At 72.4% G+C, this 22,908-nt stretch carries 25 protein-coding genes and 1 tRNA gene; 17 read left to right on the plus strand and 9 right to left on the minus strand.

The genetic code is table 11. The annotated features are described in order from the left end of the window. Window positions 1-123: 123 nt before the first annotated feature. Both OJ997_RS37555 and OJ997_RS13690 read left to right on the plus strand, forming a co-directional pair. Entirely contained in the window at window positions 124-2,226 is a 2,103-nt protein-coding gene (locus OJ997_RS37555) for a helix-turn-helix transcriptional regulator (RefSeq protein ID WP_270025673.1), read from the plus strand. Next, entirely contained in the window at window positions 2,223-2,711 is a 489-nt protein-coding gene (locus OJ997_RS13690; RefSeq protein WP_270025674.1) for a DUF1269 domain-containing protein, read from the plus strand. The genes OJ997_RS37555 and OJ997_RS13690 overlap by 4 nt, the downstream gene beginning before the upstream one ends. Here the strand turns inward: OJ997_RS13690 and OJ997_RS13695 are convergent, their stop codons facing one another. Then, window positions 2,712-3,146: a DUF7144 family membrane protein gene (locus OJ997_RS13695; protein WP_270025675.1), complete on the minus strand. Its 435-nt coding sequence runs from the start codon at window positions 3,144-3,146 to the stop codon at window positions 2,712-2,714. 48 nt (window positions 3,147-3,194) lie between these two features. On the opposite strand from OJ997_RS13695, the gene OJ997_RS37560 reads away from it, so the two are divergent. The 5 genes from OJ997_RS37560 to OJ997_RS13720 all read left to right on the plus strand — a co-directional run bounded on the left by OJ997_RS37560 (window position 3,195) and on the right by OJ997_RS13720 (window position 9,217). Further along, window positions 3,195-3,776, plus strand: coding sequence for a DUF1269 domain-containing protein (locus tag OJ997_RS37560; RefSeq protein ID WP_270025676.1), 582 nt, complete (start codon window positions 3,195-3,197; stop codon window positions 3,774-3,776). A 30-nt stretch (window positions 3,777-3,806) separates the two neighbouring features. Then, window positions 3,807-6,527 (plus strand): cation-translocating P-type ATPase, encoded by a 2,721-nt coding sequence (locus tag OJ997_RS13705; protein WP_270025677.1) that lies wholly within the window; start codon window positions 3,807-3,809, stop codon window positions 6,525-6,527. Next, window positions 6,520-8,091, plus strand: a complete 1,572-nt coding sequence (locus OJ997_RS13710) for an MFS transporter (protein ID WP_270025678.1) — start codon at window positions 6,520-6,522, stop codon at window positions 8,089-8,091. Before OJ997_RS13705 ends, OJ997_RS13710 begins: the two co-directional genes overlap by 8 nt. Further along, window positions 8,088-8,282 carry a hypothetical protein gene (locus OJ997_RS13715; RefSeq protein WP_270025679.1) on the plus strand — a complete coding sequence of 65 codons (195 nt, stop codon included), beginning with the start codon at window positions 8,088-8,090 and terminating at the stop codon, window positions 8,280-8,282. Before OJ997_RS13710 ends, OJ997_RS13715 begins: the two co-directional genes overlap by 4 nt. A gap of 65 nt (window positions 8,283-8,347) precedes the next feature. Further along, window positions 8,348-9,217, plus strand: a complete 870-nt coding sequence (locus OJ997_RS13720) for an APC family permease (RefSeq protein WP_270025680.1) — start codon at window positions 8,348-8,350, stop codon at window positions 9,215-9,217. A gap of 51 nt (window positions 9,218-9,268) precedes the next feature. On the opposite strand, the gene OJ997_RS13725 is transcribed toward OJ997_RS13720, so the two are convergent. Continuing rightward, window positions 9,269-10,237 carry a universal stress protein gene (locus tag OJ997_RS13725; protein ID WP_270025681.1) on the minus strand — a complete coding sequence of 323 codons (969 nt, stop codon included), beginning with the start codon at window positions 10,235-10,237 and terminating at the stop codon, window positions 9,269-9,271. Window positions 10,238-10,409: 172 nt separating this feature from the next. Between OJ997_RS13725 and OJ997_RS13730 the strand changes: the two genes are divergently transcribed. Together OJ997_RS13730 and OJ997_RS13735 are read left to right on the plus strand one after the other, a co-directional pair. Continuing rightward, window positions 10,410-11,000 (plus strand): HdeD family acid-resistance protein, encoded by a 591-nt coding sequence (locus OJ997_RS13730; RefSeq protein WP_270025682.1) that lies wholly within the window; start codon window positions 10,410-10,412, stop codon window positions 10,998-11,000. Continuing rightward, the gene (locus OJ997_RS13735) at window positions 10,997-11,257 is read left to right on the plus strand and encodes a PLDc N-terminal domain-containing protein (RefSeq protein WP_270025683.1); all 261 of its coding nucleotides are present in this window, start codon (window positions 10,997-10,999) and stop codon (window positions 11,255-11,257) included. Before OJ997_RS13730 ends, OJ997_RS13735 begins: the two co-directional genes overlap by 4 nt. Window positions 11,258-11,337: 80 nt before the next feature. On the opposite strand, the gene OJ997_RS13740 is transcribed toward OJ997_RS13735, so the two are convergent. Genes OJ997_RS13740 through OJ997_RS13755 form a run of 4 tightly spaced genes read right to left on the minus strand, consistent with a single transcriptional unit; the run spans window position 11,338 to window position 13,285 of the window. Beyond that, window positions 11,338-11,859 (minus strand): RDD family protein, encoded by a 522-nt coding sequence (locus OJ997_RS13740; RefSeq protein WP_270025684.1) that lies wholly within the window; start codon window positions 11,857-11,859, stop codon window positions 11,338-11,340. Further along, window positions 11,856-12,527 (minus strand): hypothetical protein, encoded by a 672-nt coding sequence (locus OJ997_RS13745; RefSeq protein ID WP_270025685.1) that lies wholly within the window; start codon window positions 12,525-12,527, stop codon window positions 11,856-11,858. Before OJ997_RS13745 ends, OJ997_RS13740 begins: the two co-directional genes overlap by 4 nt. Window positions 12,528-12,538: 11 nt before the next feature. Next, window positions 12,539-12,811 carry an SHOCT domain-containing protein gene (locus tag OJ997_RS13750; RefSeq protein WP_270025686.1) on the minus strand — a complete coding sequence of 91 codons (273 nt, stop codon included), beginning with the start codon at window positions 12,809-12,811 and terminating at the stop codon, window positions 12,539-12,541. Between the two features lie 18 nt (window positions 12,812-12,829). Continuing rightward, window positions 12,830-13,285 carry a DUF6325 family protein gene (locus OJ997_RS13755; RefSeq protein ID WP_270025687.1) on the minus strand — a complete coding sequence of 152 codons (456 nt, stop codon included), beginning with the start codon at window positions 13,283-13,285 and terminating at the stop codon, window positions 12,830-12,832. Window positions 13,286-13,393: 108 nt separating this feature from the next. Between OJ997_RS13755 and OJ997_RS13760 the strand changes: the two genes are divergently transcribed. Both OJ997_RS13760 and OJ997_RS13765 read left to right on the plus strand, forming a co-directional pair. Beyond that, window positions 13,394-13,996 (plus strand): hypothetical protein, encoded by a 603-nt coding sequence (locus OJ997_RS13760; protein WP_270025688.1) that lies wholly within the window; start codon window positions 13,394-13,396, stop codon window positions 13,994-13,996. A gap of 420 nt (window positions 13,997-14,416) precedes the next feature. Next, complete coding sequence (locus OJ997_RS13765; protein WP_270025689.1) at window positions 14,417-14,893, plus strand: hypothetical protein; 477 nt, start codon at window positions 14,417-14,419, stop codon at window positions 14,891-14,893. A 27-nt stretch (window positions 14,894-14,920) separates the two neighbouring features. Here the strand turns inward: OJ997_RS13765 and OJ997_RS13770 are convergent. Further along, window positions 14,921-14,993, minus strand: a tRNA-Ile gene (locus OJ997_RS13770). A 75-nt stretch (window positions 14,994-15,068) separates the two neighbouring features. Between OJ997_RS13770 and OJ997_RS13775 the strand changes: the two genes are divergently transcribed. Then, window positions 15,069-15,794, plus strand: coding sequence for a hypothetical protein (locus OJ997_RS13775; RefSeq protein ID WP_270025690.1), 726 nt, complete (start codon window positions 15,069-15,071; stop codon window positions 15,792-15,794). On the opposite strand, the gene OJ997_RS13780 is transcribed toward OJ997_RS13775, so the two are convergent. Next, window positions 15,791-16,810 carry a hypothetical protein gene (locus OJ997_RS13780; protein WP_270025691.1) on the minus strand — a complete coding sequence of 340 codons (1,020 nt, stop codon included), beginning with the start codon at window positions 16,808-16,810 and terminating at the stop codon, window positions 15,791-15,793. The genes OJ997_RS13775 and OJ997_RS13780 overlap by 4 nt on opposite strands. Window positions 16,811-16,921: 111 nt before the next feature. Here OJ997_RS13780 and OJ997_RS13785 point away from each other — a divergent pair, with 111 nt between their 5' ends. From OJ997_RS13785 to OJ997_RS13805, 5 genes are read left to right on the plus strand one after another with little or no spacing between them, the layout of a single operon-like run. Beyond that, entirely contained in the window at window positions 16,922-17,662 is a 741-nt protein-coding gene (locus tag OJ997_RS13785) for an HD-GYP domain-containing protein (protein WP_270025692.1), read from the plus strand. Further along, window positions 17,659-18,033 carry a response regulator gene (locus OJ997_RS13790; protein ID WP_270025693.1) on the plus strand — a complete coding sequence of 125 codons (375 nt, stop codon included), beginning with the start codon at window positions 17,659-17,661 and terminating at the stop codon, window positions 18,031-18,033. The genes OJ997_RS13785 and OJ997_RS13790 overlap by 4 nt, the downstream gene beginning before the upstream one ends. 14 nt (window positions 18,034-18,047) lie before the next feature. Continuing rightward, complete coding sequence (locus tag OJ997_RS13795) at window positions 18,048-19,088, plus strand: LLM class F420-dependent oxidoreductase (RefSeq protein WP_270025694.1); 1,041 nt, start codon at window positions 18,048-18,050, stop codon at window positions 19,086-19,088. Next, window positions 19,085-19,561, plus strand: a complete 477-nt coding sequence (locus tag OJ997_RS13800; RefSeq protein ID WP_270025695.1) for a GNAT family N-acetyltransferase — start codon at window positions 19,085-19,087, stop codon at window positions 19,559-19,561. The genes OJ997_RS13795 and OJ997_RS13800 overlap by 4 nt, the downstream gene beginning before the upstream one ends. After that, window positions 19,558-20,763, plus strand: coding sequence for a glycosyltransferase (locus tag OJ997_RS13805; RefSeq protein WP_270025696.1), 1,206 nt, complete (start codon window positions 19,558-19,560; stop codon window positions 20,761-20,763). Before OJ997_RS13800 ends, OJ997_RS13805 begins: the two co-directional genes overlap by 4 nt. Here the strand turns inward: OJ997_RS13805 and OJ997_RS13810 are convergent. Further along, on the minus strand, window positions 20,729-22,870 hold the full coding sequence (locus OJ997_RS13810; RefSeq protein ID WP_270025697.1) for a PQQ-dependent sugar dehydrogenase: 2,142 nt from the start codon (window positions 22,868-22,870) through the stop codon (window positions 20,729-20,731). The two genes, OJ997_RS13805 and OJ997_RS13810, sit on opposite strands and share 35 nt — an antisense overlap. Between the last annotated feature and the right edge of the window lie 38 nt (window positions 22,871-22,908).

Consider the following 22,908-nt stretch of genomic DNA (forward strand, 5'->3'; position numbering starts at 1 on the left):
ACCTTGGCCGCGATCCGGTCGAATCGGCCCACCACACCGGCGGAGGTGGTGCCTACGCCCGTGCCGGTCGGCGGGCGAGCGCCCTTGGCCGTCGGGGGCAGCTGGACGGATGCTGCTGGAGCCGTGTCCGCCTCCACGCTGACCCTGGTCGAGCCGCTCGCCCTCCCCGCCGCCGGGTTACCGGCGAGTGCGGTGCCGCGCACGCGGCTGGTGCGTCAGCTGACCACGACCGACGCGCCGATCGTCCTCGTCGTCGCCCCGGCGGGCTACGGCAAGACGACGCTGCTCGAGGAGTGGGCGGCGCGGGACCCACGTCCGTTCACCTGGCTCGCGTGCCCCGGCGACCACGCGGTGGACGCGGTGCAGCGCCGGCTCGAGGGCGTCATCCGCTCGCCGGCGGCCCAGGTCGTCGTCGTCGACGACACGCGCCTGACCTCCCCCGCGCGCACGCAGGCGCTGCTCAACACGGCCTGCCGGCTTCCCCGCGGCAGCCGGTTGGTCCTCGCGTCGCGTGCACGCCCGCCCGGTGCGCTCGGGCGGCTGCGCGCGCGGCGGCTGCTGCTCGAGCTCGGAGCCCCGGAGCTCGCGCTCACCCCGCTCGAAGCCGCGCGGCTCGTCGAGACGGCCGGACTGCGGCTGGATCGCCACCGGCTCGGACGGCTGCTCGCCCGCACCGGCGGCTGGCCCGTGATGGTCGACCTGGCCACGGCGGCGGTCGCCGGAGCCACGGATCAGGACGCGGCGATCATGGCCTTCGGCGGCGCCGACCGCGCGGTCGCCGAGCTGCTGCGCGACGAGGTGCTCGCCCCGCTCACCCCGGTCGAGCGCGCCTTCGTGCGGCGGACCTCGATCATCGGCCGGCTGACCGCGGGCGCCTGCGACGCCGTCCTCGACGGGCACGGCTCCGGCGCGACGCTGGAGCGGCTCGCGCGCTCCGGCGTCCCGATCGAGCCGCTGGACCGCACGGACCTCGCCTTCCGCTGGAACCCGCTGCTCGCGCAGATGCTCCGGGCCGAGCTCTGCGTCCACGAGCCGGAGCGGGTGGGCGTGCTGCACCGCCGCGCGGCGCGCTGGTTCACGCGCGAGCGCGAGCCGAGCCTCGCCATCCGCCACGCCGTCGCCTGCGGTGACACGCGGCTCGCCGGACGCATCGCCTGGGCGCACGCGCCGCGGCTGGCGGCGAACGGACGCGTCGAGCCGCTCGGCGAATGGCTCGGCGCCGTCCGGGGCTCCGCCGTGTCCGACGACGCGGGCCTCGCCTTGACCGCAACGGTCCACCACCTGCTCACGGGCCGGCGCCGGGCGGCGTGCGCCGCGGTCGCCGTCGCCGAGCACCGGCTGCAGACGGACCGGCTCGCCGGCGGCCACGCGGCGGTCGCGCTGCTGCGCGCGTGCCTCGCTCCGTCCGGCCTCGCGGCGGCCGCGCAGGACGCCGCCCACGCCCGTGCGCTGCTGCCCGCGGACAGCCCCTGGCATGCGCTCGCGCTCCTGATCCTCGGGATCGCCGCGCACCTGGACGGGGATGTCGAAGGCGCGGTCGTGTGCCTCGACGAGGCCGCGGGCCGCGCGACCGGTCACGTCGCGACGGTCGCGGCCACCGCGCATGCGCAGCTCGCGCTGGTCGCGGCGGAGATCGAGGACTGGGACGAGGCCGCCCATCACGCGCTCGAGGCCCGCACGACGCTCCCGCCCACCGGACCGGAGGCGATCCACGCGTTCGTGGCCGCGACCTCCGCCGTCGTCGCCGCCCACCGCGGCGAGATCGCGCAGGCCCGGCACGACGCTGGAGAAGCCGACCGGCTGCTGGCGTCGCGCGCCGACTTCCCGCCGTGGCTCGTGTGCGAGGCCCACGTCTGGCTCGCCCGCGCCGCGATCCGCCTCAGCGACGGCCCGACGGCGCGTCGGCTGCTGGCGCGCGCGGCGCGGCTGGCCCCCACGGGCGGGGAGGCGGACGGGTTCTCGCGGTGGATCCACGACGGCTGGGAACGTGCGGACGCGTTCGCGGAGAGCGCCACGGGCGACGGCCCCGCGCTGACCAACGCCGAGCTGCGGATCCTGCGGCTGCTCCCGAGCCACCTGTCGTTCCGGGAGATCGGCGAGCGCCTGCACGTCTCCACCAACACGGTCAAGACGCAGGCGCTGGCCGTGTACCGCAAGCTCGACGTGTCGTGTCGCTCGGACGCGGTCGAGCGCGGCCGCCAGGCCGGCTTGGTCGGCGACACATGAACACGTTGACGGTGTGGGCCTTTCCCGGCCCGGAGGACGCGGCGCTGGCGCTCGGGGAGCTCCGCGAGCTCGTCGAGGACGGTCAGGTCAGCGTGACCGACGCGGCGCTGGTCGCCTGGCCGCGCGGCCGGCGCACGCCCGCGACCCGCGAGCTCGGCGCCATCAGCGCGCCCGGTCAGATGTGGGGCGGGTTCTGGGGCATGCTCCTGGGCCTGGTGTTCCTCACGCCGCTGGCCGGCCCGGCGTTCGGCGCCGCCGCCGGGGCGGTCGCCGGGACGCTGGAGGACTTCGGCGTCGCCGACGACTTCGTCAAGCGCATCCGCGACCACGTCACGCCCGGCACGTCGGCGATCTTCGTGCTGACCGGGCGCGCCTCGGCCGACGAGGTGGCGGTTCGCCTCGCCGGCCCGGAGGTCGTGATGCTGCGCTCCGAGCTCTCCCCGGAGCAGGCCGAGCACCTGCGCAAGGCGCTCGCCGACGGATAGCTACAACTCGGCGCGCGCTTCCTCCCAGCGTGCCGTGAGCGCGTAGATGACGATCACGTCGAGCGCGATGATCGTCAGCGACCAGATCGGGAACGCCGCGAGGAAGGCGATCTGCACGAGGATGCTCACGCAGGCGACGGTGACCGCGAGCACGCGCGCCCAGCCGTGTCCGGTGTTGAGCCCCATGCCGGCCGCGACCTGGGCCCCACCCCAGATCAGCATCACGATGCCCCACGTCTCGAAGTCGCCGACCAGCAGCTCGTTGCCGCTCTGGATGACGAAGTAGTCCTCGCTGAACAGCGCCGCGAACCCCTGGACGAGGTTGATCAGGCCCACCACCGCCAGCATGATCGAGGCGAACACGACCCAGCCGGTCCACGCCGCGCCGGCGGAGGAGGCCTCGGCCGGCGGCACCCTTGTCTGCGTCTTGGTCATGCCCCGGAGCATCCGGCGGCGGCCGCGCGGGGGCATCATCCGATCCGGGTGAGGCGCGGTGGCCGCCCCGAGGTGACGATCCGGGCGTTCCGGCGCGGGTGGTCCGCTGCCGACCGACCGAAGGAGCTGAGCAGCATGGGCAACCTCGTGGCGATCGCCTATCCCGACATGGCGACGGCGGAGCAGGTGCGCGCGGAGCTCGTGCAGGCGACCAAGGAGCATCTGGTCGCCCTCGAGGACGCGGTCATCGTCGAGCACCGCGCCGACGGCAAGATCAAGTTGCACCAGGCGATGAGCACGGCGGGCGCGGGCGCGGCCGGCGGCGCGCTGTGGGGCGGCCTGATCGGCCTGCTGTTCCTCGTGCCCGTGTTCGGGATGGCGATCGGCGCCGCGTCGGGAGCGGTGGCCGGCAAGGTCTCCGACGTCGGCGTCGACGACACCTTCATGAAGACGCTCGGCTCCAAGCTCGTGCCCGGCGGCGCGGCGCTGATCGCGCTCGGGCGCGCCGAAGCGCCGGACAAGCTGCTCGACCGCCTGCGCCCGTTCGGCGGGGAGGTCATCCAGACCTCGCTCAGCACGGAGGACGAGGAACACCTGCGCGCCGTGCTCGGCGAGCCCGTCACGGCCTGACTGCGCGCCCCGAGGCCTGAAGGGAACGAGATGGCGACCACGACCGCGCCGCTGCCCACCGCGACCGAAGTCCCGACCTGGCACGCGCTGACGCGCGAGGGCGCCGTGCACGAGCTGCACGTCGAGCCCGAGCGGGGCCTGACGACCGAGGAGGCGGGCGCCCGGCTCGAGCGCTACGGCGCGAACAAGTTCGCCGTGGCGAAGACCGAGCCGCGCTGGCACGCCTTCCTGCGCCAGTACCGCGACCCGATGCAGCTCGTCCTGCTGGCCGCGGGCGTCATCTCGATCTACCCCGTCAAGCAGCCCGGGACCGGGATCATGATCCTGCTGCTGACGCTGCTGAACGCCGTGCTCGGCCTCAGCCAGGAGGGCAAGGCGGCGGCGGCCGTGGCCGCGCTGGCGAAGATGATGATCGTCAAGGCGCGCGTGCGCCGCGACGGCAAGCTCGCGCAGCTGCCGGCCGAGCAGCTCGTGCCGGGCGACGTGGTCGAGATCGAGGCGGGCGACGTCGTGCCCGCCGACGGCCGGCTGCTGGGCGCGGCCACGCTGGAGGTCGCCGAGTCGGCGCTGACGGGCGAGAGCCTGCCGGTGTCCAAGGGCGTCGAGTCCGTCGCCGCGCCGGACGCCGCGCTCGGCGACCGCACGGACATGGTCTACATGAACACGAACGTCACGCGTGGCTCCGGCGAGTTCGTGGTCACGTCGACCGGGATGGCGACCGAGGTCGGCCACATCTCCGGGATGCTCCAGCGCCAGGACGAGTCCAAGTCGCCGCTGACGGTGCAGCTGGAGAAGCTGACCAAGCAGCTCGTGACGATCGCCGGGCTCGCGCTCGTGGCGTCCGTCGTGCTGAACATGATCCGCGGGCAGAGCTTCACCGAGGTCTTCACGGTGGCCGTCGCGTTCGCGATCGCCGCCATCCCGACCGGCCTGCCCGCCGTGGTCACGACGATCCTCGCGCGCGGCACGCGCCTGCTCGCCGACGCCAACGCGATCATGAAGCGCCTACGCTCGACCGAGACGCTCGGCGCGACCTCGGCGATCTGCTCGGACAAGACCGGGACGCTGACGCTCAACCAGATGACCGCGGTCGAGCTCACGCTGCCCGGGCGCCGCTACCGCGTGTCCGGCACGGGCTACTCGACCGAGGGCCAGATCAAGCACGTCGCCGGGGAGCCCGAGATCGACCTCGAGGCATTCATGCTCCCGCTCGCGCTGGCCTGCGACGCCGTCCTCACCGACACCGGCGAGATGATCGGCGACCCCACGGAGGGCGCGCTCGTGGTGCTCGCCGAGAAGGGCGGGCTGGACCTGGAGATGACGCGCGCGAAGTACCCGCGCGTGGCCGAGCTGCCGTTCGACACCGCCTACAAGCTGATGGCCACGTTCCACCGGATGGCGGACGAGGACGGGCGGCCCGTGGTGCGCTGCTTCGTCAAGGGCGCGCCCGACCAGCTGCTCGCCCGCGCCGCCTGGCACCTGGACCCGAACCTCGCCCGCGTCGGCGTCGACGCCGACTTCCGGCAGCGGTATCTCGCCGAGAACGAGCGCCTGGCGTCGCAGGGCCTGCGCGTGATGGCCACCGCGCGCAAGGACTTCGAGCCGGCGAGCTTCGACCCGGCCGCCGACCTGCTGACGCTGATGGACGGGCTGACGCTGCTGGCGCTCGTCGGCATCGTCGACCCGCCGCGCCCCGCGGCCAAGGACGCGATCGCGCTCGCGCACTCGGCCGGGATCCAGGTGCGCATGATCACGGGCGACCACGCCGTCACCGCGCAGGCGATCGCACGCGAGCTCGGCATCCGCGGCCGCGCGATCTCCGGCGCCCAGTTCGCCGAGCTCAGCGAGGAGCAGGCCGACGCCGAGATCGACGACATCGGCGTGATCGCGCGCGTCACCCCCGAGCAGAAGGTCCGGCTCGTGGACATCCTCAAGCGCAACGGCCACGTCGTCGGCATGACCGGCGACGGCGTCAATGACGCCCCGGCGCTCAAGCGCGCCGACATCGGGATCGCGATGGGCATCACCGGCACCGAGGTCTCCAAGGAGGCCGCGGCGATGATCCTCACCGACGACAACTTCGCGACGATCGTCAAGGCGGTCGAGCTCGGCCGGCGGCTCTACGACAACCTCGTCAAGTACATCCGCTTCCAGATGGGCGCGCTGGCGGGGATGATCGTCACCTTCCTCGGCGCGAGCATCCTGAACATCGTCTCCGGCGTCCCGTTCCTGCCGATGCAGACGCTGTGGGTGAACTTCACCACGCAGATCTTCCAGGCGGTCGGGCTCGGCTACGGGGAGCCCGCGGACGGGCTGATGAAGCGCCGCCCACGCAAGCCCGAGCAGCCGATCCTGCGTCGCGCCGACACGCGCTGGTTCGTCGTCGCCGGCCTCGTGATGGGCGCCGCGACGCTGGCCGTGGCCGCGTGGGCCGAGCACGAGCACGGCGAGGACGTCGCGCGCACGATGGCGCTGACGACGTTCGCGATCGCCAACCTCACGTTCTCGTTCACGGCGCGTGACGAGCGCAAGTCGATCTTCAGCCTGGACACCTTCGACGACCGCACGTTCCTGAAGGCGTCACTGCTGTCGGTGGTCGCGATCATCCTCGCGACCGAGCTCGGGTTCCTGCACCGGGTCCTGGACACGGTCGAGCTGACCGGCAACCAGTGGCTGATCTGCATCGGCGCCGGCCTGGTCGTGGTCGCGGCGTCCGAGCTGAAGAAGCTCATGGCGCGCCGCCATGGCTGAGCAGGCTCAGGGCAGCAACCGGCTCGCGCTGCTGCTGGCGGCGGCGATGTTCGTGCTCGTGGTCGACACATCGCTGATGAACGTGTCGATCGCGAGCGTGGTCGAGGACCTCGACACGACCGTCAGCGGTGTCCAGGGCGCGATCGCGCTCGAGGCGCTCGTGTCGGCCGCGTTCATCCTGATCGGGAGCAAGGTGGCCGACCTGTTCGGCCGCAAGCGCGCGTTCGTGCTCGGCCTGCTCGGCTACGCGACCGGCGCCGTGGCGATGACGTTCGCGCAGGGGCTGACGGCGATCATCGTCTTCTGGGCCGTGATCGGCGGCCTCGGCGCTTCGCTGCTGCTGCCCTCGATGCAGGCGCTGATCCACGGCAACTTCCAGGGCGCTGCGCAGAAGAAGGCCTACGCGCTCGTCGGCGCGGCCTCGGGGATCGCCGCCGCCGTCGGGCCGCTGCTCGGCGGGCTGCTGACGACGACGCTGTCGTGGCGCGTCGGCTTCGCGCTGGAGGCCGTCGTGATCGTGGTGGTGCTCCTGAACCTGCGGCTGATCGGTGACGTGCCGTACACCGGGCCGCGCAGGGTGGATGGCGTCGGCGCGGTGCTGTCGGCGGTCGGGATGGGCGGCGTGATCGTCGGCATCCTCGTCTGGCAGGAGGGCGGGGAGTACGTCGGCGTGCTGATCGCGGTCGGGCTCGTCGCCCTCGTCTCGCTCGCGCGCTGGCTCGTGCGCCGCCGCCGCGCGGGCCGCCCCACGCTGATCGATCCCGACCTGTTCCGCGAGGACCGCTTCCGGCTCGGGATCGGCTCGCAGATGCTGCAGAACATCGCGCTCGGCGGGATGATGATCGCGCTGCCGATCTTCCTGCAGATGGTGCTCGAGTACAACGCGCTCGAGACCGGGCTGACGATCGCGCCGCTGTCGCTGACGATGTTCGCCGCAGCGCTGCTGGCGGGTCGGCGGACGGGCGGCCGGCGGCCGGCGGCGGTCATCCGCGGCGGCTGGGCGCTGCTGCTGCTCGGGGTGGTGGCGCTGCTGCCGGTGGTGCCGCGCGCGGAATCGGGCTGGGCGCTCGTCGTGCCACTGATCGTCGCCGGCGCCGGGCTCGGGCTCTTGCTCTCCCAGCTGAACAACTACACGCTCTCCCCTGTCTCCGACGAGCGCGTGAGCGAGGCCGCCGGGGTGAACTCCGCGGCCGGCTCGTTCGGCCTGTCGTTCGGGCTCGCGTTCGCCGGCGCGATCCTGCTGGCCACGCTCTCGCTCACCTTCACGCGCATGGCCGACGACAGCTCCGTGCTGCCGCCCGCCGCCAAGACGCAGGTGGCGCAGGCGCTGCAGGACGACGCGCAGGTGCTCAGCGACACCCAACTGCAGGCGCAGCTGCGCGGGCAGCCGCCGGAGATCCAGGAGGAGATGCTCGCGATCAACCACGACGCGCGGCCGCTCGCGCTCCAGGTCGCGCTCTTGATCCCGTTGCTCGCCGCGCTGCTCGGGTTCGTGAACGGGATGCGCATGCTGCGTCGTCCCGACCCGGTCGCGTCCGAGCGGGCCGACCTGGCGCTGGCATGAGCGTCCGCGGCGCGATCTTCCTCGGCGTCGGCTCGATGGTGGGCGCCGGCATCTTCGCCCTGCTCGGCGAGGCCGGCGCGGTGGCCGGTGCCGCGGTGTGGATGTCGTTCCTGCTGGCCGGGATCGTCGCGGGCCTGCTCGGCTACACGGCGTCAAGCTCGGCGTGCGCTTCCCGTCCTCCGGCGGCCTGATCGCCTACCTGATCGAAGGCTTCGGCAACGGCCGGCTGGTCGGGATCGCCTAGTGGCTGGGCTACATGTCGGCGATCGTGATCGTCGAGCTGTGCGTGTTCGCGGTCTTCATCGCGGTCACGCTCCCCGACGTGGACTGGGGCCTGCTCGCGTTCAGCGGCTATCCCCCGCTCGCCGACGTCGTCGCCAGCGTCGCGCTGACGTTCTTCGCGTTCATGGGCTTCAGCGTGATTACGTTCTCGGCGGGCGACCTGCGCGATCCGGCGCGCGGGCTCCCGCGGGCGATGTACACCGCGCTGGCCGTGACCGGCGGCCTGTACGTCCTGATCGCGTTCGGCGTGTTCGGCACGCTGCCCGTCGACGACGTCGTCCGCCACGGTGAGACGGCGATCGCCGAGGCCGCGCGCCCCGCGCTCGGTGACGCGGGCTTCACGATGATGGCGCTCGCGGCGATCCTGGCCACGACGTCCTCGGTCAACGCCACGCTGTACGCGTCCGGCGGCCTGACCCGGATGCTGGCCTCGGTCGGCCAGTTCCCGACCGTGTTCGGGCGCGCGACCAAGGGCGGCGCGCACATCGGCCTGCTGCTCACCGCCGCGCTCATCCTGCTCGTGGCCAACCTCGTCGACCTGTCGGCGATCGCCTCGCTCGGCAGCGCGATCGCGCTCTGCGTGTTCGTCCTCGTCGCGCTCGCCGGGTGGCGGCGGCGCGCGGACACGGGCGCGAACCCGGTGATCGCCGTCACCGCGATCGTCGTGGCGGTGGTCGTGCTCGGCTTCTTCGTGGCCGACACGCTGCGCAACGACCCGGCGACGTTCGTGGCGATCATCGCGCTGGCCGGGCTCGCCGTCGTGCTCGACGCGCTGTGGAAGCGCAGCGTGCGGCGCGACGAGCAGGCGCGCGGGCCCCACGAGGAGCGGCTCGCGCACCACTGACCTCCGGCCCGTCCGCCGTCCCCCGGGCGGGCGGGCCGGGGTCCACCCACGTCACGTGGCGCTCGGGGCGTGCGCGTCGGCGTCCGCGAGCAGCTCCTCCGCCTTGGCCTCGCTGCCGCGCGGGATCACGATCACCGGGCACGCGGCGCGGTCGACGACGCGGCGGGAGACGCTGCCGAGCACGACCGCCCGGCGCGGGCCCAGGCCGCGTGAGCCCATGACCAACAGGTCCAGGTGCGCGGACGCGGCGACGAGCGCGCGGACCGGCTCGTCGATCATCACGTCGATCTCGGCGTCCACGCCTCCCGCCAGCTCGGTCAGCCGGGCGCGGGCGTTGGCCTCGATCGTGAACCGCATGCGCGCGGCGGTCTGCGCCTCGGTGCCGACCTCGTGGTGCTGCTCGGCGAGCAGGCCGTGCGCCTCCTCCTGCGCGTGCCGCGGATCGATCACGGTGAGCACGCGCAGCTTCGCGCCGCCGGTGCGCGCCAGCGAGCCGGCCACACGCAGGACCTCGTCGGACTCCGGTTGCGTGGGCAGCGCGACCCCGATCGTCGCGACGCCGCCGTCGGGCCGCACGTAGCCGTTCGGGACCACCGCGACCGGGCTCTCGCTGACGTGGATGACGCGCTCGGCCGTCGTGCCGAGGAGCATCGCGCCCCGGGGAGCGCGGCTCGTGGAGCCGACGACGACCAGCTCCGGCGAGCACTCGTCGATCGCCCGGGCCAGGCCGCGCGCCGCGGTGGAGTCCTCGAAGGGACGGATCTCGGCGACGATGCCGCGCCGCTCGAGGTCGTGCTCGAGATGGCGGACGGACTCGGCGATCGAGCCCGGAAGCGTCGGCGCCTCGTCGGCGCCGAAGTGCACGTGCAGCGAGCCCGTGTCGACCACGACGACGACCACGAGCGGCGCACCCGTCACGCGGCTCGCCGCCACGCCGAACTCGACGGGCTCGCGCGCACCGGTGTCGGGCGAGAACGCCGCGATCACCGGGCTGCGATGGGTGTGGTCCAATGTCTCCATGCCCCGACGCTAGGTCCGCGCCGGCCCGTGGGCATCGCCTGATTCGGGTGAAGCCACACCCGTCGTGGACGGGTGCGCACACCACGTCGAGCGGCTGGCGCGCGCCCGTGCGCCCACCCCGCCGCGGCGGAACGATGACCTCGTTCACCACCCACTTCAAGGAGCGACCCGAGTGAGCTCGACCGTCTCCCCCCACGCCGGCGACGCCGCCCTCGGCGGCCAGTCGCAGGCGCTCGAACTCCAGGCCCAGAACCTCTGGTGGCTGTGGCTGATGACCGGCGTGGTCTGGATCGTCGCCGCCCTCGTGATCCTCCAGTTCGACGCGGCCTCCGTGTCCACCGTCGGCGTGATCATCGGCTGCATGTTCGTCTTCGCCGGCATGACGAGCTTTCTCCAGGCCGCGGTCGCCGACCACCTGCGGTGGCTCTCGATCGTCTTCGGCGTGCTGATGCTGATCGCCGGGATCCTGTGCTTCGTCAACCCCGAGGCCACGTTCGCGGGCCTCGCCGACATGCTCGGCTTCCTGTTCCTGCTCGTCGGCGTCTGGTGGACGGTCGAGGCGTTCCTCGTCCAGGCCGGCAACCCGCTGTGGTGGCTGAGCCTGATCGCCGGGGTGCTGATGATGATCGTGGCCTTCTGGACCGCCGGCCAGTTCTTCATCGAGAAGGCCTACACGCTGCTCGTCGTCGCCGGCATCTGGGCGCTGCTGCGCGGCGTCACGGACATCGTGCGCGGGTTCCAGCTGCGGAACCTCACGCTGTGACCGAGTTCCTGATCATCGTCACGCCGTTCCTGATCGTCCTCGCGGCCCTCTCCATCGTCGACCTGTTCGGCCGCGACTACGGCGGCTGGGCGATCACGGCCTGGGTGGCGTGCATCGTCTGCTTCCCCGTGCTCGGCTCGCTCGCCTACTGGCTCACACGTCGCGCCGCGCCCGAGAGCGCGGAGCAGGTCTACCTGGCCCAGGCCGACCTCCGGCGCGAGCGCGAGCGGCTGCCGATCGACCGCTCCGGCTACTGACGACGATCTGCTGGACCGCGCCCGGCGGCACGGCACCTGCACGGCGACCGACGCGGTCACGGTCGCCAGCAGGAGGCCGGTCATACCTTCGCGTGGGTCTCGTGCGCCACCACCGGGGTGCGCCGCGGGGGCGCCGGAGCCCGGGCGGGAACGTAGACCACGACGGTCCGGGCGATCCGGTCGTGCAGCGCGCGCCGCCGGCCGTCCACGAGGATCGTCAGGAACCCGGCGCACAGCGGGAGGGCCGAGAGCGGCAGCGCGAGCATGCGCAGCGCCGCGCGCCGGACCCGCAGCGGCTCGCCCGAGCGTGCCTCGCGGACCGTGATCCCGAGCAGCCGGTTGCCGGGCGTCTGCCCGTTGCCCGACCAGAAGAACACGAAGTACGCGGCCGTCCAGAGCAGCGCCACGCCGGCCGCGACGGCGGCGATGATCGTCCGCACCCCGTCCGGGACCGTCAGCAGGGACAGGCCGAGCGCGACGATCGCGCCCACGAGCCACGCGACGAGGTTGATCACCAGCGCGTCGACCGCGAACGCCAGCGTCCGGGTCGCCAGGCCGGCGTAGCTCGGCACCGGCGGCCCGGGCTCGGGCGGGACGTTCACGCGGTGCCCGTCGTCGATGGCGCTCCTTCGCCCGCGGGCCGGCGGTGGAACAGCCGCCACGCGGCCCGCTCGAGCCGTTCGTCGGCGTTGCGCGAGCGCTCGCGCAGCTCGTCGCCCACCTGGTCGGCGAGGCCGGCGCTCTGCTGGGCGATCGCGTCCAGGACGGCCGGGCTCTGCGCGATGTCGTCGATCAACGTCCACAGCGCGCGGCTCTCGCGCAGTCGCCCGACGATGTCCTCGACGAGCCCCATCGTGGCGGTCTCGACGACGTCGCTCTCGACCACGCGCGCGATCATCCGCGCGGCTCCCGGGCTCGCGAGCGCCTGCTCGACGATGCGCTCGAGCTCGGGCCCTTCGAGCACCCGCTCGGCGAGTCGCTCGACCACGCCGCCGGCCAGCAGCCGGTCCGCCACCTGCTGCGCGGCGTGCTCCTCGTCCAGGCGGTCCAGGGCCCGGGCGACCACGTGCTCGGCCAGCGCGCTATCGACAATCCGCGTCACGGCCTGGTGCGCGTACGGCGAGCCGAGGGCGGTGTCGACGCACACGAGCGTCACGCGCCCGCCGCCGTCGATCACGCGCCGGCGCGTGTCGCGCTCGGTCCGGAGGGCGAACGCCCAGCTCGCGCGCGCCGGGCGCAGCGCCGCGTCGGTGATTCGAGATCCGACCATCGCCTACAGCCTCAGCCCAGCACCTTGCGCTTCTCGGCGGCGAACTCCTCGTCGGTGAGGATCCCGTCGTCGCGGAGCTTGGCCAGCTCCCGCAGCTGCGCGACCGTGTCGACCGGCGGGGCCGACGGCGGCGGCGCGGCCGGCGGTTCCTCCGCGTACTGCGGCGGATAGGACCCCTGGCTCGCCCAGCGGTTCGCCTGGCGGCGTGAGACGCGGTTGCTGACGGCGGTCGCCGTGCCGGCGACGGCGGCGGTGCGGGCGATCCCGCGAAGCAGTCCGGGCATGCGTGTCTCCTCTAGCTCTCAGCTCGCCGACGGGCTGGCGAGCTCGGTCTCCTCGAGCGCGGCAAGCAGCGCCTGGATGTGGATGCGCCCGCTCGCGGCGAGTTGGCCGCCGGAGCGCCGCAGCGCGACCGCCACCGGGGCGGCCCAGCGGTTCTCCCACACGAGCACGGCGGCGGAGGTCCCGGGCGCCAGCGCTTCGGCGGCCTCTTCGAGGTCCTCCTGCGTGATCAGGCCGGACGACGCGCCGTCGAACGCCTCGAAGCCGCCGCTGCCGCCATTGTCCGCGCCGAAGTCGACGGCCGCGACGGTGCCGTTCTCGGCCTTGATCATCAGCGCGACGTCGAGCACGCGGATGATCCCGCGCTCGACGAGGTCGATCAGCAACGGCACGACCTCGCCCTTCGGCTGCCGGCCCGGCCATTCGAGCACGACGTAGTCGATCGGGCCCATTTCCTCGAGCGCTTCCTCGGTCACCGGTTCCTCCTTCTCAGACGGGAATCCGAGCATCGCCCCGGGGTCCCGGCGGGGCATCATCCGATCCGGGTGAGGCGCATCCCGCGCCGGCGGAGCAGCCTCGGGAACATGTCGACCACCCAACCGCAGCCGGCCGCGACGCCCACCGCGACGCCGTCGCCGAAGCGCCGCAACCCGTGGATCTGGATCAGCGCCGTGCTGCTGGTCGTCGCCGCGGGCCTGCTCGTCTGGGCCCTCTCCCTCGACTCGGACCTCGAGAGCACCCAGGCCGACGTCACCGCGCTCCAGACCCAGGTCGACGAGGCCGAGCAGTCGGGCGGCACCGTCGCGGCCGCGCTCAAGGCCGGCTTCGACACGCTCATGCAGCAGATCGGGACCGCCCAGGCCGACGTCGACGCCACCCAGCAGGAGATCGAGACCGCCCAGCAGACCGTCACCCAGGCCCAGGAGGACGCGCAGGCCGCCGCGACCGTGGTCGCCGACACCGCCGCGGACGCCACCGACCGCGCCCAGGCGCGCCTCGACGAGGCCCAGGCGAAGGTCCAGGCCGCCGACGCCAAGGCCAAGATCGCCGCCGACTGCGGCAAGGCTTACCTGTCCGCCCTCGGCTCGCTGTTCTCGGGCGGGAACGTGAGCGAGCAGGTCGCCGGCGTCCGCGAGCAGCTCCAGGGCATCTCCGCCGAGTGCCAGGCCGCGCTCGCGGGTCCGTGAGTGGTAGCGGCGGCGTCGACGGCGTGCGCCGCAGAGCGGGTGCGACATGACCGGGGCCTGCTCAGATGCGGGCGGATCACGGACAGAGTTCGGGCTCGTAGCGCGTCCGCCCAGGTGATCCAATCACCCTACGTCTTCGGCGTTCGCCGCGGCAGGCTCCGAGGACACGTCGTCCGCGAACCACGAGAGGGGGTGAAACGGTGATCCTCGATGCGATCAACCATCCGGTCATCAACGAGTCCGGCCTGTGGAAGGGCTCTTGACGACGCCTGACCGCCCGTCCGCGTCGCGGACGGGCGGTCCCAATCAGTGATCTGCGACCATTCAGCAATGTCTGGCGCTCTCGGACGCGCGTTGAGCCATCCGCTCCGCCACCGACTCCTCTTCGAGTATCTCAGCGGACCCGTGAGCCCGAGTGACGTGGCCCGCCGGCTCGGGGAGCCGGTCAACAGCGTCGCCTACCACACCGGAATGCTCGTCAGGCACGGCTACGCCGAGCTGGTCGGCACAGAACGACGACGCGGCGCGAACACCCGCCTGTACCGCGCGACGATCGCACCGGAGATCGACGGATTCGAGTGGGAGTCGCTTCCGATCGAGATGCGCCGGAGCCTCACGCTCGGGCTCTTGCAGCTGATCAACGGCGAGGTACGACAGGCCGCTGCCGGAGGGAGCTTCGACGACGCCGACGCACATCTCACGCGCAGCCCGCTCCTGCTCGACGACGAGGGCCGGTCAGCCGTAGCGGAGCTGCTCCGCGGCGCGTACGACGAACTCGAGGCCATCAGGACTTCGTGCCGAGCCCGAGATGCACCGACGCAGGCGCGACACGAGGTCGTGATGATGGCCTACGAGCGTGCGCCTGACATCGAAGACGAGCGGCTCACCCGTTCCTAGCTCGGTCTGCCGCACGTGCACTGACGATGGGCCGGGCAGGAATCGAACCTGCGCGCGTCGGATTATGAGTCCGCTGCTCTAACCGCTGAGCTACCGGCCCGCGTGTGAGAACGCGGCGCGAAAGCCTACCCCCGTTCTTACGTTCCTCTGACGGAGGCGTGCTCAAGTTTCACTCATGCCCATCTCCGCAAAGCGCAAGCTGGTCGCCGGGGCGGCCGGGCTTGCGGTCCTCGCCGGGAGCGGCGGGGCGTACGCCGCCGGCCAGTCCGGGTCCGTGGCGCCGAAGCAGGCCGACCGGGCCGCCGAGCAGAAGGCGTTCCTGGACGACGTCGCCAAGCGGCTCAATGTCACGCGCGATCAGCTCGACACGGCGCTCAAGGGCGCGGCTGAGGCGCGGATCGACGCGGCGGTCGCCGCCGGGAAGCTGACGAAGGAGCAGGGTGACGCGGCCAAGCAGCGCCTGAGCTCCGGTGCGCCGCTGCTCCCCGGGCTCGGTCCGATCGTCGGCGGGCACGGCCCGAAGGCGCCGGGCGGACGCGGCGGACCTGGACCGGGTGGCCCGGGCGGCGGTCCCGGCGCGCGCGGGTTCGGGTTCGGGTTCGGCGGCGCCGAGGGCGCGGCCGAGTACCTCGGGCTCACGCAGGAGCAGCTGCGCGAGCAGCTCCGGGACGGCAAGTCACTCGCCGACATCGCCAAGGCGACCAGCGGCAAGACGGTCGAAGGGCTCAAGGCCGCGCTGAAGGCGAAGACGACCGAGCGGCTCGACCAGGCCGTCAAGGACGGGCATCTCACCCAGGCGCAGCGCGACAAGATCGCGGCCGACCTGGACGAGCGGATCGACGACGTCGTCAACCTGACGCCACCGGACCGGCCGGACCGTCCGAAGCACCGCTGGCGCTAGCTCACGCGCGCGGCGACGGCGTCGGACGGCGCCAAGACCAAGTTCACCCGGGCGCCCGCGTGCCGCAACTGGGCGCCCGGCCGCCGCATGAACGGCCGGGCCCGCAGCCCGTCGGCGAGCGCGCGGGCTCCGCTCTCGGTGTCCCACTCCCAGGTCATCACCAGCGTGTGCTCGTCGCCGCGGCGCCAGAGCTCGAACTGGTCCCCGCCCCACCCGGTCGCGAGTCGTGGGCCGACGATCGCGCGCGTCCGCCACTCGCCCCAGACGTCCCGGTCCACGCGCTTCCAGCCCGGGCCGAGGTTCACGAGCGGCGTCTCGGTGGGCAGCGGCTCCTCGCCCGCGCGCCACTTCTCCGGGTGCAGCACCTGCTCGCTGCTCTCCGGCGGCCGTGACGCCAGCGCCCGGTCCACCATCGGCCAGCCGCCCTGGTCACGCAGCGCGGCGACGAACCGCTCGCCCTCCTCGTACACGAACCGGTACTCGCGCCCCAGCCAGCCGTCGGACCAGTCGCCGTCGTCCGGCCGCTTGCCGCCGAGGTAGCGGTCGGCGTAGTCGCGCTCGACCAGCATCGCGGTCCCCTCGGTCAGCGCGGCGGTGGCCGTCGCGGCGTCGTCGCTCATCTCCTCCGTCTCGTAGGCGCCGAAGTGCTGATCCTCGAGCGTGTGCGTCAGCTCGTGCGCGACGATCGACTCGTAGAGCGGCCCGAGCCGCGGCCCGTCGTCCGCGATGACGATGTAGTTCTCGCCGTGCACGGCGGCGCCCCAGACTCCGCCGTCGTCCTCCAGGGACTCGCCTGGAGCGACCAGATCGAGCAGCTCGAGCATCGCGCGTTGCGCTTCCGGCACCGACCAGACGCCGGAGGAAGCAGTCTCCTGGCTGACCCGAAAGGCCACAGGAGCGTCCTCGAAGCGCAAGCCGCGTAACTTCTCGACCCGTGCGGCGGTCTCACTCACGTCGATCTCGACAATCCGCTCGCGCATCAGCAGCGCGGTCACAACCACGAGCAGGACGGCCACGGAGAGCCACCAGATGCGTATGTGTGTCGATGACAGCAAGATCCCTCACGCCGCTGCGTTTCAGCGCTCAGTAGGCTAGTTCGAGCGTTGGCGGGCCCCGATGGTGGAGATTTGAGCGCCGGTACTGAAGAGGAGACCGTTCCTCTCCTCCGTGCACGCCTTGAGCGCACGGAGCAGCAGGCCGCGTCCCGACAGCGTCAGCTGGAACGCTACGCGGCGGATCTGCGCGAGGTGTTCAAGCAGGAGCGCGCCCGCGCGCAGGAGCTTCGTCGCTCCTACAGGGCGACCGTGCGCGCGCTGTCGAACGCCGTGGAGGCGCGCGACGCGTACACGGGCAAGCACGCCGAGCGGGTGACGGCCTACGGGATGGAGCTCGCCCGCGCGGTCGGGCTCAGCCTCGAGGAGTCGCCGCAGATCGAGTTCGGCTTCCTGCTGCACGACATCGGCAAGGTGGCCGTGCCGGACGCGATCCTGTTCAAGACCAGCAAGCTCACCGAGGAGGAGTACGCGCTGATCGCCCAGCACCCCGTCGTCGGGGCGGAGATCCTGCGCGACGTCGACTTCCTCGGCGAGGGCAAGCTCGTCGTCCGCCACCACCACGAGCGCTGGGACGGCACCGGCTACCCGGACGGCCTCGCGGGTGAGGAGATCCCGCTCGCCGCGCGCGTGTTCTCGGTGGCGGACACGCTGGACGCGCTCACGACGGACCGCCCGTACCGGCCCGCGTCGAGCTGGCCGGACGCGCGCGTAGAGATCCGCAAGTTCTCCGGCACCCAGTTCGACCCGCAGGTAGTAGACGCGTTCGACAAGATCCCGGACGAGCAGTTCGCGCGGCTGCGGGGTGCGCTGTGACGCGGACGATCCTGATCGTCGACGACGATCCGATGATCCGCAAGCTGATCGCCACCACGCTCGAGGACATCTCGGGCTACCGGCTGCAGGAGGCGGGCGACGGGCTCGAGGCGGTCGAGCGGGCGATGCTCGCGCGCCCGGAGATCGTCTTCCTGGACGTGGACATGCCGCGGCTGAACGGGATCGAGACGTGCCGGCGGCTGCGCAGCGACCCGGTGACGGCGAGCGCGACGATCGTGATGCTCACCGGCGACTCGGGTGACGTGGTCGAACGCGGCGCGCAGGAGGCCGGCGCGGACCTCTTCCTCACCAAGCCGTTCTCGCCGCTCCACCTGCTGCGGCTGGTGGACCGGATCGGCGCAGCCCGCTGATAGCTTGCCCAGCTGTGAAGCTGGGGTTGCACATCGGATATTGGGGTCTCGGGCTCACGGCCCAGCAGCAGCTGGAGCTGGTGCTGGAGGCCGAACGGCTCGGCTACGACAGCGTCTGGACGGCCGAGGCCTACGGGTCGGACGCCGCGACCATCCTCGCCTGGCTCGCGCAGGCCACGAGCACGATCAAGCTCGGCTCCGCGATCTTCCAGATGCCCGGGCGCAGCGCCGCGATGACGGCCATGACCGCGGCGACGATCGATCAGCTCAGCGACGGTCGCATGCTGCTCGGGATCGGCTCCAGCGGGCCGCAGGTGGCCGAGGGCTGGCACGGGCAGCGGTTCGCGCGTCAGCTGCAGCGCACGCGCGAGTACGTGGACGTGGTCCGGCTGGCGTTGCGGCGCGAGCGCGTCGTCTATGACGGTGAGACGCTGCAGCTGCCTTTGCCGGACGGGCCCGGGAAGGCGCTGAAGCTGACGATCGCGCCTGTCCAGGAGCGGATCCCGATCTACATCGCCGCGATCGGGCCGAAGAACACGACGCTCGCCGCCGAGATCGCCGACGGCTGGCTGCCGACGCTCTTCTCCCCCGAGCACGTCGGCGAGTTCCGGCCGCTGCTCGAGGAGGGCTTCGCCGCGGCGGGTGGCGGCAAGAGCTTCGCGGACTTCGACATCGTCCCCACCGTCACCGTGATGGTCAGCGAAGACCTGGAGCGCGCGCGCGACGCGATGCGCCACTACGTCGCGCTCTACACGGGCGGGATGGGCTCGCGCAAGCAGAACTTCTACAACGCGCTGATCCGCCGCTACGGCTTCGAGGAGGCCGCGGACACGGTCCAGGAGCTGTACCTGGCGGGCAAGAAGGACGAGGCGGCCGCGTCCCTGCCGGGCGAGCTGATCGACACCGTCGCGCTCGTCGGGCCGGCCGACGTCGTGCGGGAGCGCCTGCGCGTGTACCGCGAGTCCGGGGTCGGCACGCTGATGGTCTCCCCCATGGCCTGGAGCTTCGAGGAACGCGTCGCGCAGCTGCGCGCGGTCGCCGAGCTGGTCGAGTGAACGTCCGGGCCCTCGGCGGCGCGGACCTGGACGCATTGACGGACCTCGCGCGCGCCTGCGACGAGACGTATCTGGAGTGGACGCCCAAGGGCTGGACGGTGCCGATCGCGCCGACCGGGTGGGCGAACAAGTACCTGCAGCCGACCTCGTGGATCGAGGGCGCGTTCGACGAGGACGGCCGGCTCGTCGCCACCGTCGCGTTCCGGCCGTCCGACGTGGCCGCGGACGTCGCGCACGTCGGGCTCGTGTTCACGCATCCCTCGCGCTGGCGTGAAGGCCTCGCGGGGATGCTGCTCTCCCGTGCGGAGGCCGAGATGGTCATCCGCGGGTACATCAGCGAGATCCTGTGGACGCCGGACGGCGCGCCCGCGGAGAGCTTCTACCAGGCGCGGGGCTGGGAGCGGGACGGCCGGACCGAGTGGCACCCGTGGGTCGGCCTGCAGATGGTCGGCTACGCGCGGGATCTGCCGTGAGGGTGCTGCTCGGGGCGTTCGGGGACCCGGGGCACGCGTTCCCGGTGCTCGCCCTCGGGACCGAGCTGGTCGCGCGCGGGCACGAGGTGGGGATCGAGACGTGGGAGCGCTGGCGCGAGCCCGCGGAGGCGGCGGGGATGACGTTCGCGGCGGCCCCCGAGTACCAGGTCTTCCCGACGCGGGAAGTGCCGCTGAAGCCCTACGAGGCGGCGGCGCGGGCGGCGCTCACCACGCGGTCGTTCGTGCAGTCGTTCGCGCCCGACGTGGCGGTTTCCGACATCCTCACTGCGGCGCCGGTCCTGGCCTGCGAGCTCGAGGGCGTCCCCGTGGCCACGCTCGTCCCCCACGTCTTCCCGTACCTCCCGCCCGGGTTCCCGCCGTTCTCGATCGGCGCGCGGCTGCCGCGGACCCGGTTGGGCCGGGCCGTGTGGACGCGCACCGACCGGCTGGTGGCCGTCGGGCTCGAGCAGGGGCGTGCGGAGTACAACGACTGCCGGGCACGGCTGGGGTTGCCGCCCTTGAGCTATGTCCACACCGGGCTCTCGCGCGGGTTGACGATGATCGGGACGTTCCCGCAGCTCGAGTACCCGCGGGCGTGGCCGTCGTGGACGCGGGTGGTCGGGCCAATGCTGTGGGAGCCGGGCGGGCCTTGCGTGGCACCGCCTCCCGGTGACGGACCCGTGGTGCTCGTCGCGACCTCGACGTCGCAGGACCCGTCGGGGTCGCTGCTGCGCGCGGTGTTGGACGGGCTCGCGGACGAGCCGGTGCGCGTGATCGCGATCAGCGAGCCGCGGGACGCTCCCGCGAACGCGGTGCTCGTGCCGTGGATGTCCTACGCCGAGACGATGCCGCGCTGCGACCTCGTGATCTGCCACGGCGGGCACGGGACGGTCGCGCGGGCCCTGGCGAGCGGCGTGCCGGTCTTGATCTGCCCGGCCGCCGGGGACATGGCCGAGACGGCGGCCCGCGTGGACTGGGCGGGCGTCGGTGTGCGGCTCGCGCCGCGTTTCCTGACGCCCTGGGGCGTCCGGTTGGCCGTGCGGCGGGCGCTGCGCTCACGCGGGTTGCGTGCGCGGGCGGGCGAGCTCGCGCGCTGGACGCGGATGCATCCCGGGCCCGCGGAGGCCGCGGCCCAGCTGGAGCGCTGGGCCGCGACCGTCGCGACGGCTAGTTCCCGCCGTGCGGGGGAGCCGGCGGCGTGAACTGCACCTGGGTGGTGCCGGTCAGGCCCGGCTGCCCGTCGGCGCCCGCGTCGGTGTAGGACGCGCCGAGGATCGCGCTCAGGTTCGCCGCGCCCGCGTGGCCGGCGTCGAGCGGAACCGTGATCTGGCCCGTGCAGCCGACGCTCGAGGACTGCGGGTGGCCGTGGCGCTCGTGGCCGAGGATGTACGCCACGGTGACCTTCGTGCAGTCGACGACCGCGTCGTCGGTCACCTTGACCTCGTAGGTGATCGTCTGGCCGAACTGGAACGGCGCGGCCGGGTCGTTCGCCTTGGGGGTGGTGACGAGCTCCAGGACCGGCTCCTGGTTGCCGACCAGGATGCGCACGTCCGCGGACGCGGTGCGCTTGGTCTGGTCGGTCACCTTGACCGTCGCGCGGTACTCGCCGTTCTTGGTGTACGTGTAGCCCGGGTTCGGCGCGCTGCTGTCGACCTTGCCGTCGGCGTCGAAGTCCCACGCGTACGTGAGCTTGTCACCGTCCGGGTCGGTGGTGCCGACCGAGCTGAACTGGACCGCGAGCGGCGCACGGCCGCCGTGGACGCTGGCTGCGACCTTCACCACGGGCGAGCGGTTGCCGCGCACGTAGTTGATCTTCGACAGCTGCGCGTCCGGGTTCTCGGCGAAGTAGCCGTCGCCGTACTCGAGCACGTAGAGCGAGCCGTCAGGGCCCCACTCGACGTCCATCGGGTTGTCGACGAACGGCGCGAAGCCGTCGATCTCGTCCACGCGACCGACCTTGTTGAGCTCGATCATCTTGATGTAGTCGCGCGTCCACTCGTAGAAGAGCGGCTTGCCCGCGTACGAGTTCGGGAAGCGGAACACGGACTTGTTGCCCTTGATCGGCTCGTACGCCGGGCCGCCCATCGGGGCGATGCCGCCGTTGCCCTCCGGGCCCTTGACCTCGAGCTGCGGGAAGTGCGGCGAGAGGACGTACGAGTACCAGATGTCCGGGCGCGCGACCGGCGGCAGCTTGGTGAGGCCCGTGTTGTACGCCGAGTCGTTGGTCGGCCCGGCCTTGCAGTCGAACTTCAGGCCCGAGGTCTTCGTGGCGAAGTCGAAGTCGTTGTACGTCAGCGTCGGCGTCACGCAGTACGGCCAGCCATAGTTGGCCGCTTCCTTGATGATGATCCAGCGCCCGTGGCCGGCGGGGCCGCGCGCGGGATCGGGCTTCTCGGCGTCCGGCGAGTAGTCGCCGACGTAGAGCGTGCCCGACTTGGGATCGATCCCGAAGCGGTACGGGTTGCGCAGGCCCATCGCGAAGATCTCGGGCTTGGTCTTGGCCTTGCCCTTGGGGAACAGGTTGCCCTTCGGCACCGTGTAGCCCGGCTTGCCCGTCTTCGGCGTGATCCGCAGGATCTTGCCGCGCAGGTCGTTCGTGTTGCCCGCGCTGCGGCGAGCGTCGAACACCGGGTTGCGGTTCGGCGAGTCGTCCAGCGGCGAGTAGCCGTCCGAGAAGAACGGGTTCGTGTCGTCACCGGTCGACAGGTACAGGTTGCCCGCGTTGTCGAACTCGATGTTGCCGCCCACGTGGCAGCACTGGCCACGGTCGACCGGCACGTCGATGATCTTCTGCTCGGTCCCGACGTCGATCCGGCTGCCCTTGAGCTTGAACCGCGACAGGCGGATCACGCCCTTGAACGGCTGGAACGTCGCGAGCGGCCCGTCATCCGGCGCGTCACCCTCGTTGAAGCCCGGCGTCGCCGGGTTGTCCGCCGGCGTGTTCTGCGGCGGCGAGTAGTACGCGTACACCCACTTGTCCTTCGCGAACGTCCGCGGGTTGATCGCGACGCTCTGCAGTCCTTCCTCGTCGTGCGAGTACACCTCGAACCGCACCGCGAGCACGTTGCGCCCGGACTTCGGGTCGTGGATTCGAACCTCGCCGGTGCGCGCCGTGTGCAGCACGCGGCCGTCCGGCAGCACCGCGAGGTTCATCGGCTCGCCCGGAAAGTCGTTCAGCGTGACCTTCTCGAACTTCTCCGCCCCGGGCTGGGGCGTCGGCGTCGGCGCTGGCGTTTCCTGGGCCTGAGCTGCCGCCGGGATGCCGACACATCCCAACGTGAGCAGTGCCGCAATGGCCTGCTTTCGCATTCCTACCTCCCACACATCACTTGCGGAACGGGCTTCGC

Origin of the sequence: Solirubrobacter phytolaccae, from assembly GCF_027587195.1 — a bacterium.
In the GTDB taxonomy this organism is placed as follows: Bacteria; Actinomycetota; Thermoleophilia; order Solirubrobacterales; family Solirubrobacteraceae; genus Solirubrobacter; species Solirubrobacter phytolaccae.

What these genes read in the sequence shown, in the direction of transcription:
- OJ997_RS13690 (WP_270025674.1), top strand. Translation starts at nt 2,223, where the DNA reads ATGAACACGTTGACGGTGTGGGCCTTTCCCGGCCCGGAGGACGCGGCG.
- OJ997_RS13695 (WP_270025675.1), bottom strand. Translation starts at nt 3,146, where the DNA reads ATGACCAAGACGCAGACAAGGGTGCCGCCGGCCGAGGCCTCCTCCGCC.
- OJ997_RS13705 (WP_270025677.1), top strand. Translation starts at nt 3,807, where the DNA reads ATGGCGACCACGACCGCGCCGCTGCCCACCGCGACCGAAGTCCCGACC.
- OJ997_RS13710 (WP_270025678.1), top strand. Translation starts at nt 6,520, where the DNA reads ATGGCTGAGCAGGCTCAGGGCAGCAACCGGCTCGCGCTGCTGCTGGCG.
- OJ997_RS13715 (WP_270025679.1), top strand. Translation starts at nt 8,088, where the DNA reads ATGAGCGTCCGCGGCGCGATCTTCCTCGGCGTCGGCTCGATGGTGGGC.
- OJ997_RS13720 (WP_270025680.1), top strand. Translation starts at nt 8,348, where the DNA reads ATGTCGGCGATCGTGATCGTCGAGCTGTGCGTGTTCGCGGTCTTCATC.
- OJ997_RS13725 (WP_270025681.1), bottom strand. Translation starts at nt 10,237, where the DNA reads ATGGAGACATTGGACCACACCCATCGCAGCCCGGTGATCGCGGCGTTC.
- OJ997_RS13745 (WP_270025685.1), bottom strand. Translation starts at nt 12,527, where the DNA reads ATGGTCGGATCTCGAATCACCGACGCGGCGCTGCGCCCGGCGCGCGCG.
- OJ997_RS13750 (WP_270025686.1), bottom strand. Translation starts at nt 12,811, where the DNA reads ATGCCCGGACTGCTTCGCGGGATCGCCCGCACCGCCGCCGTCGCCGGC.
- OJ997_RS13760 (WP_270025688.1), top strand. Translation starts at nt 13,394, where the DNA reads ATGTCGACCACCCAACCGCAGCCGGCCGCGACGCCCACCGCGACGCCG.
- OJ997_RS13775 (WP_270025690.1), top strand. Translation starts at nt 15,069, where the DNA reads ATGCCCATCTCCGCAAAGCGCAAGCTGGTCGCCGGGGCGGCCGGGCTT.
- OJ997_RS13810 (WP_270025697.1), bottom strand. Translation starts at nt 22,870, where the DNA reads ATGCGAAAGCAGGCCATTGCGGCACTGCTCACGTTGGGATGTGTCGGC.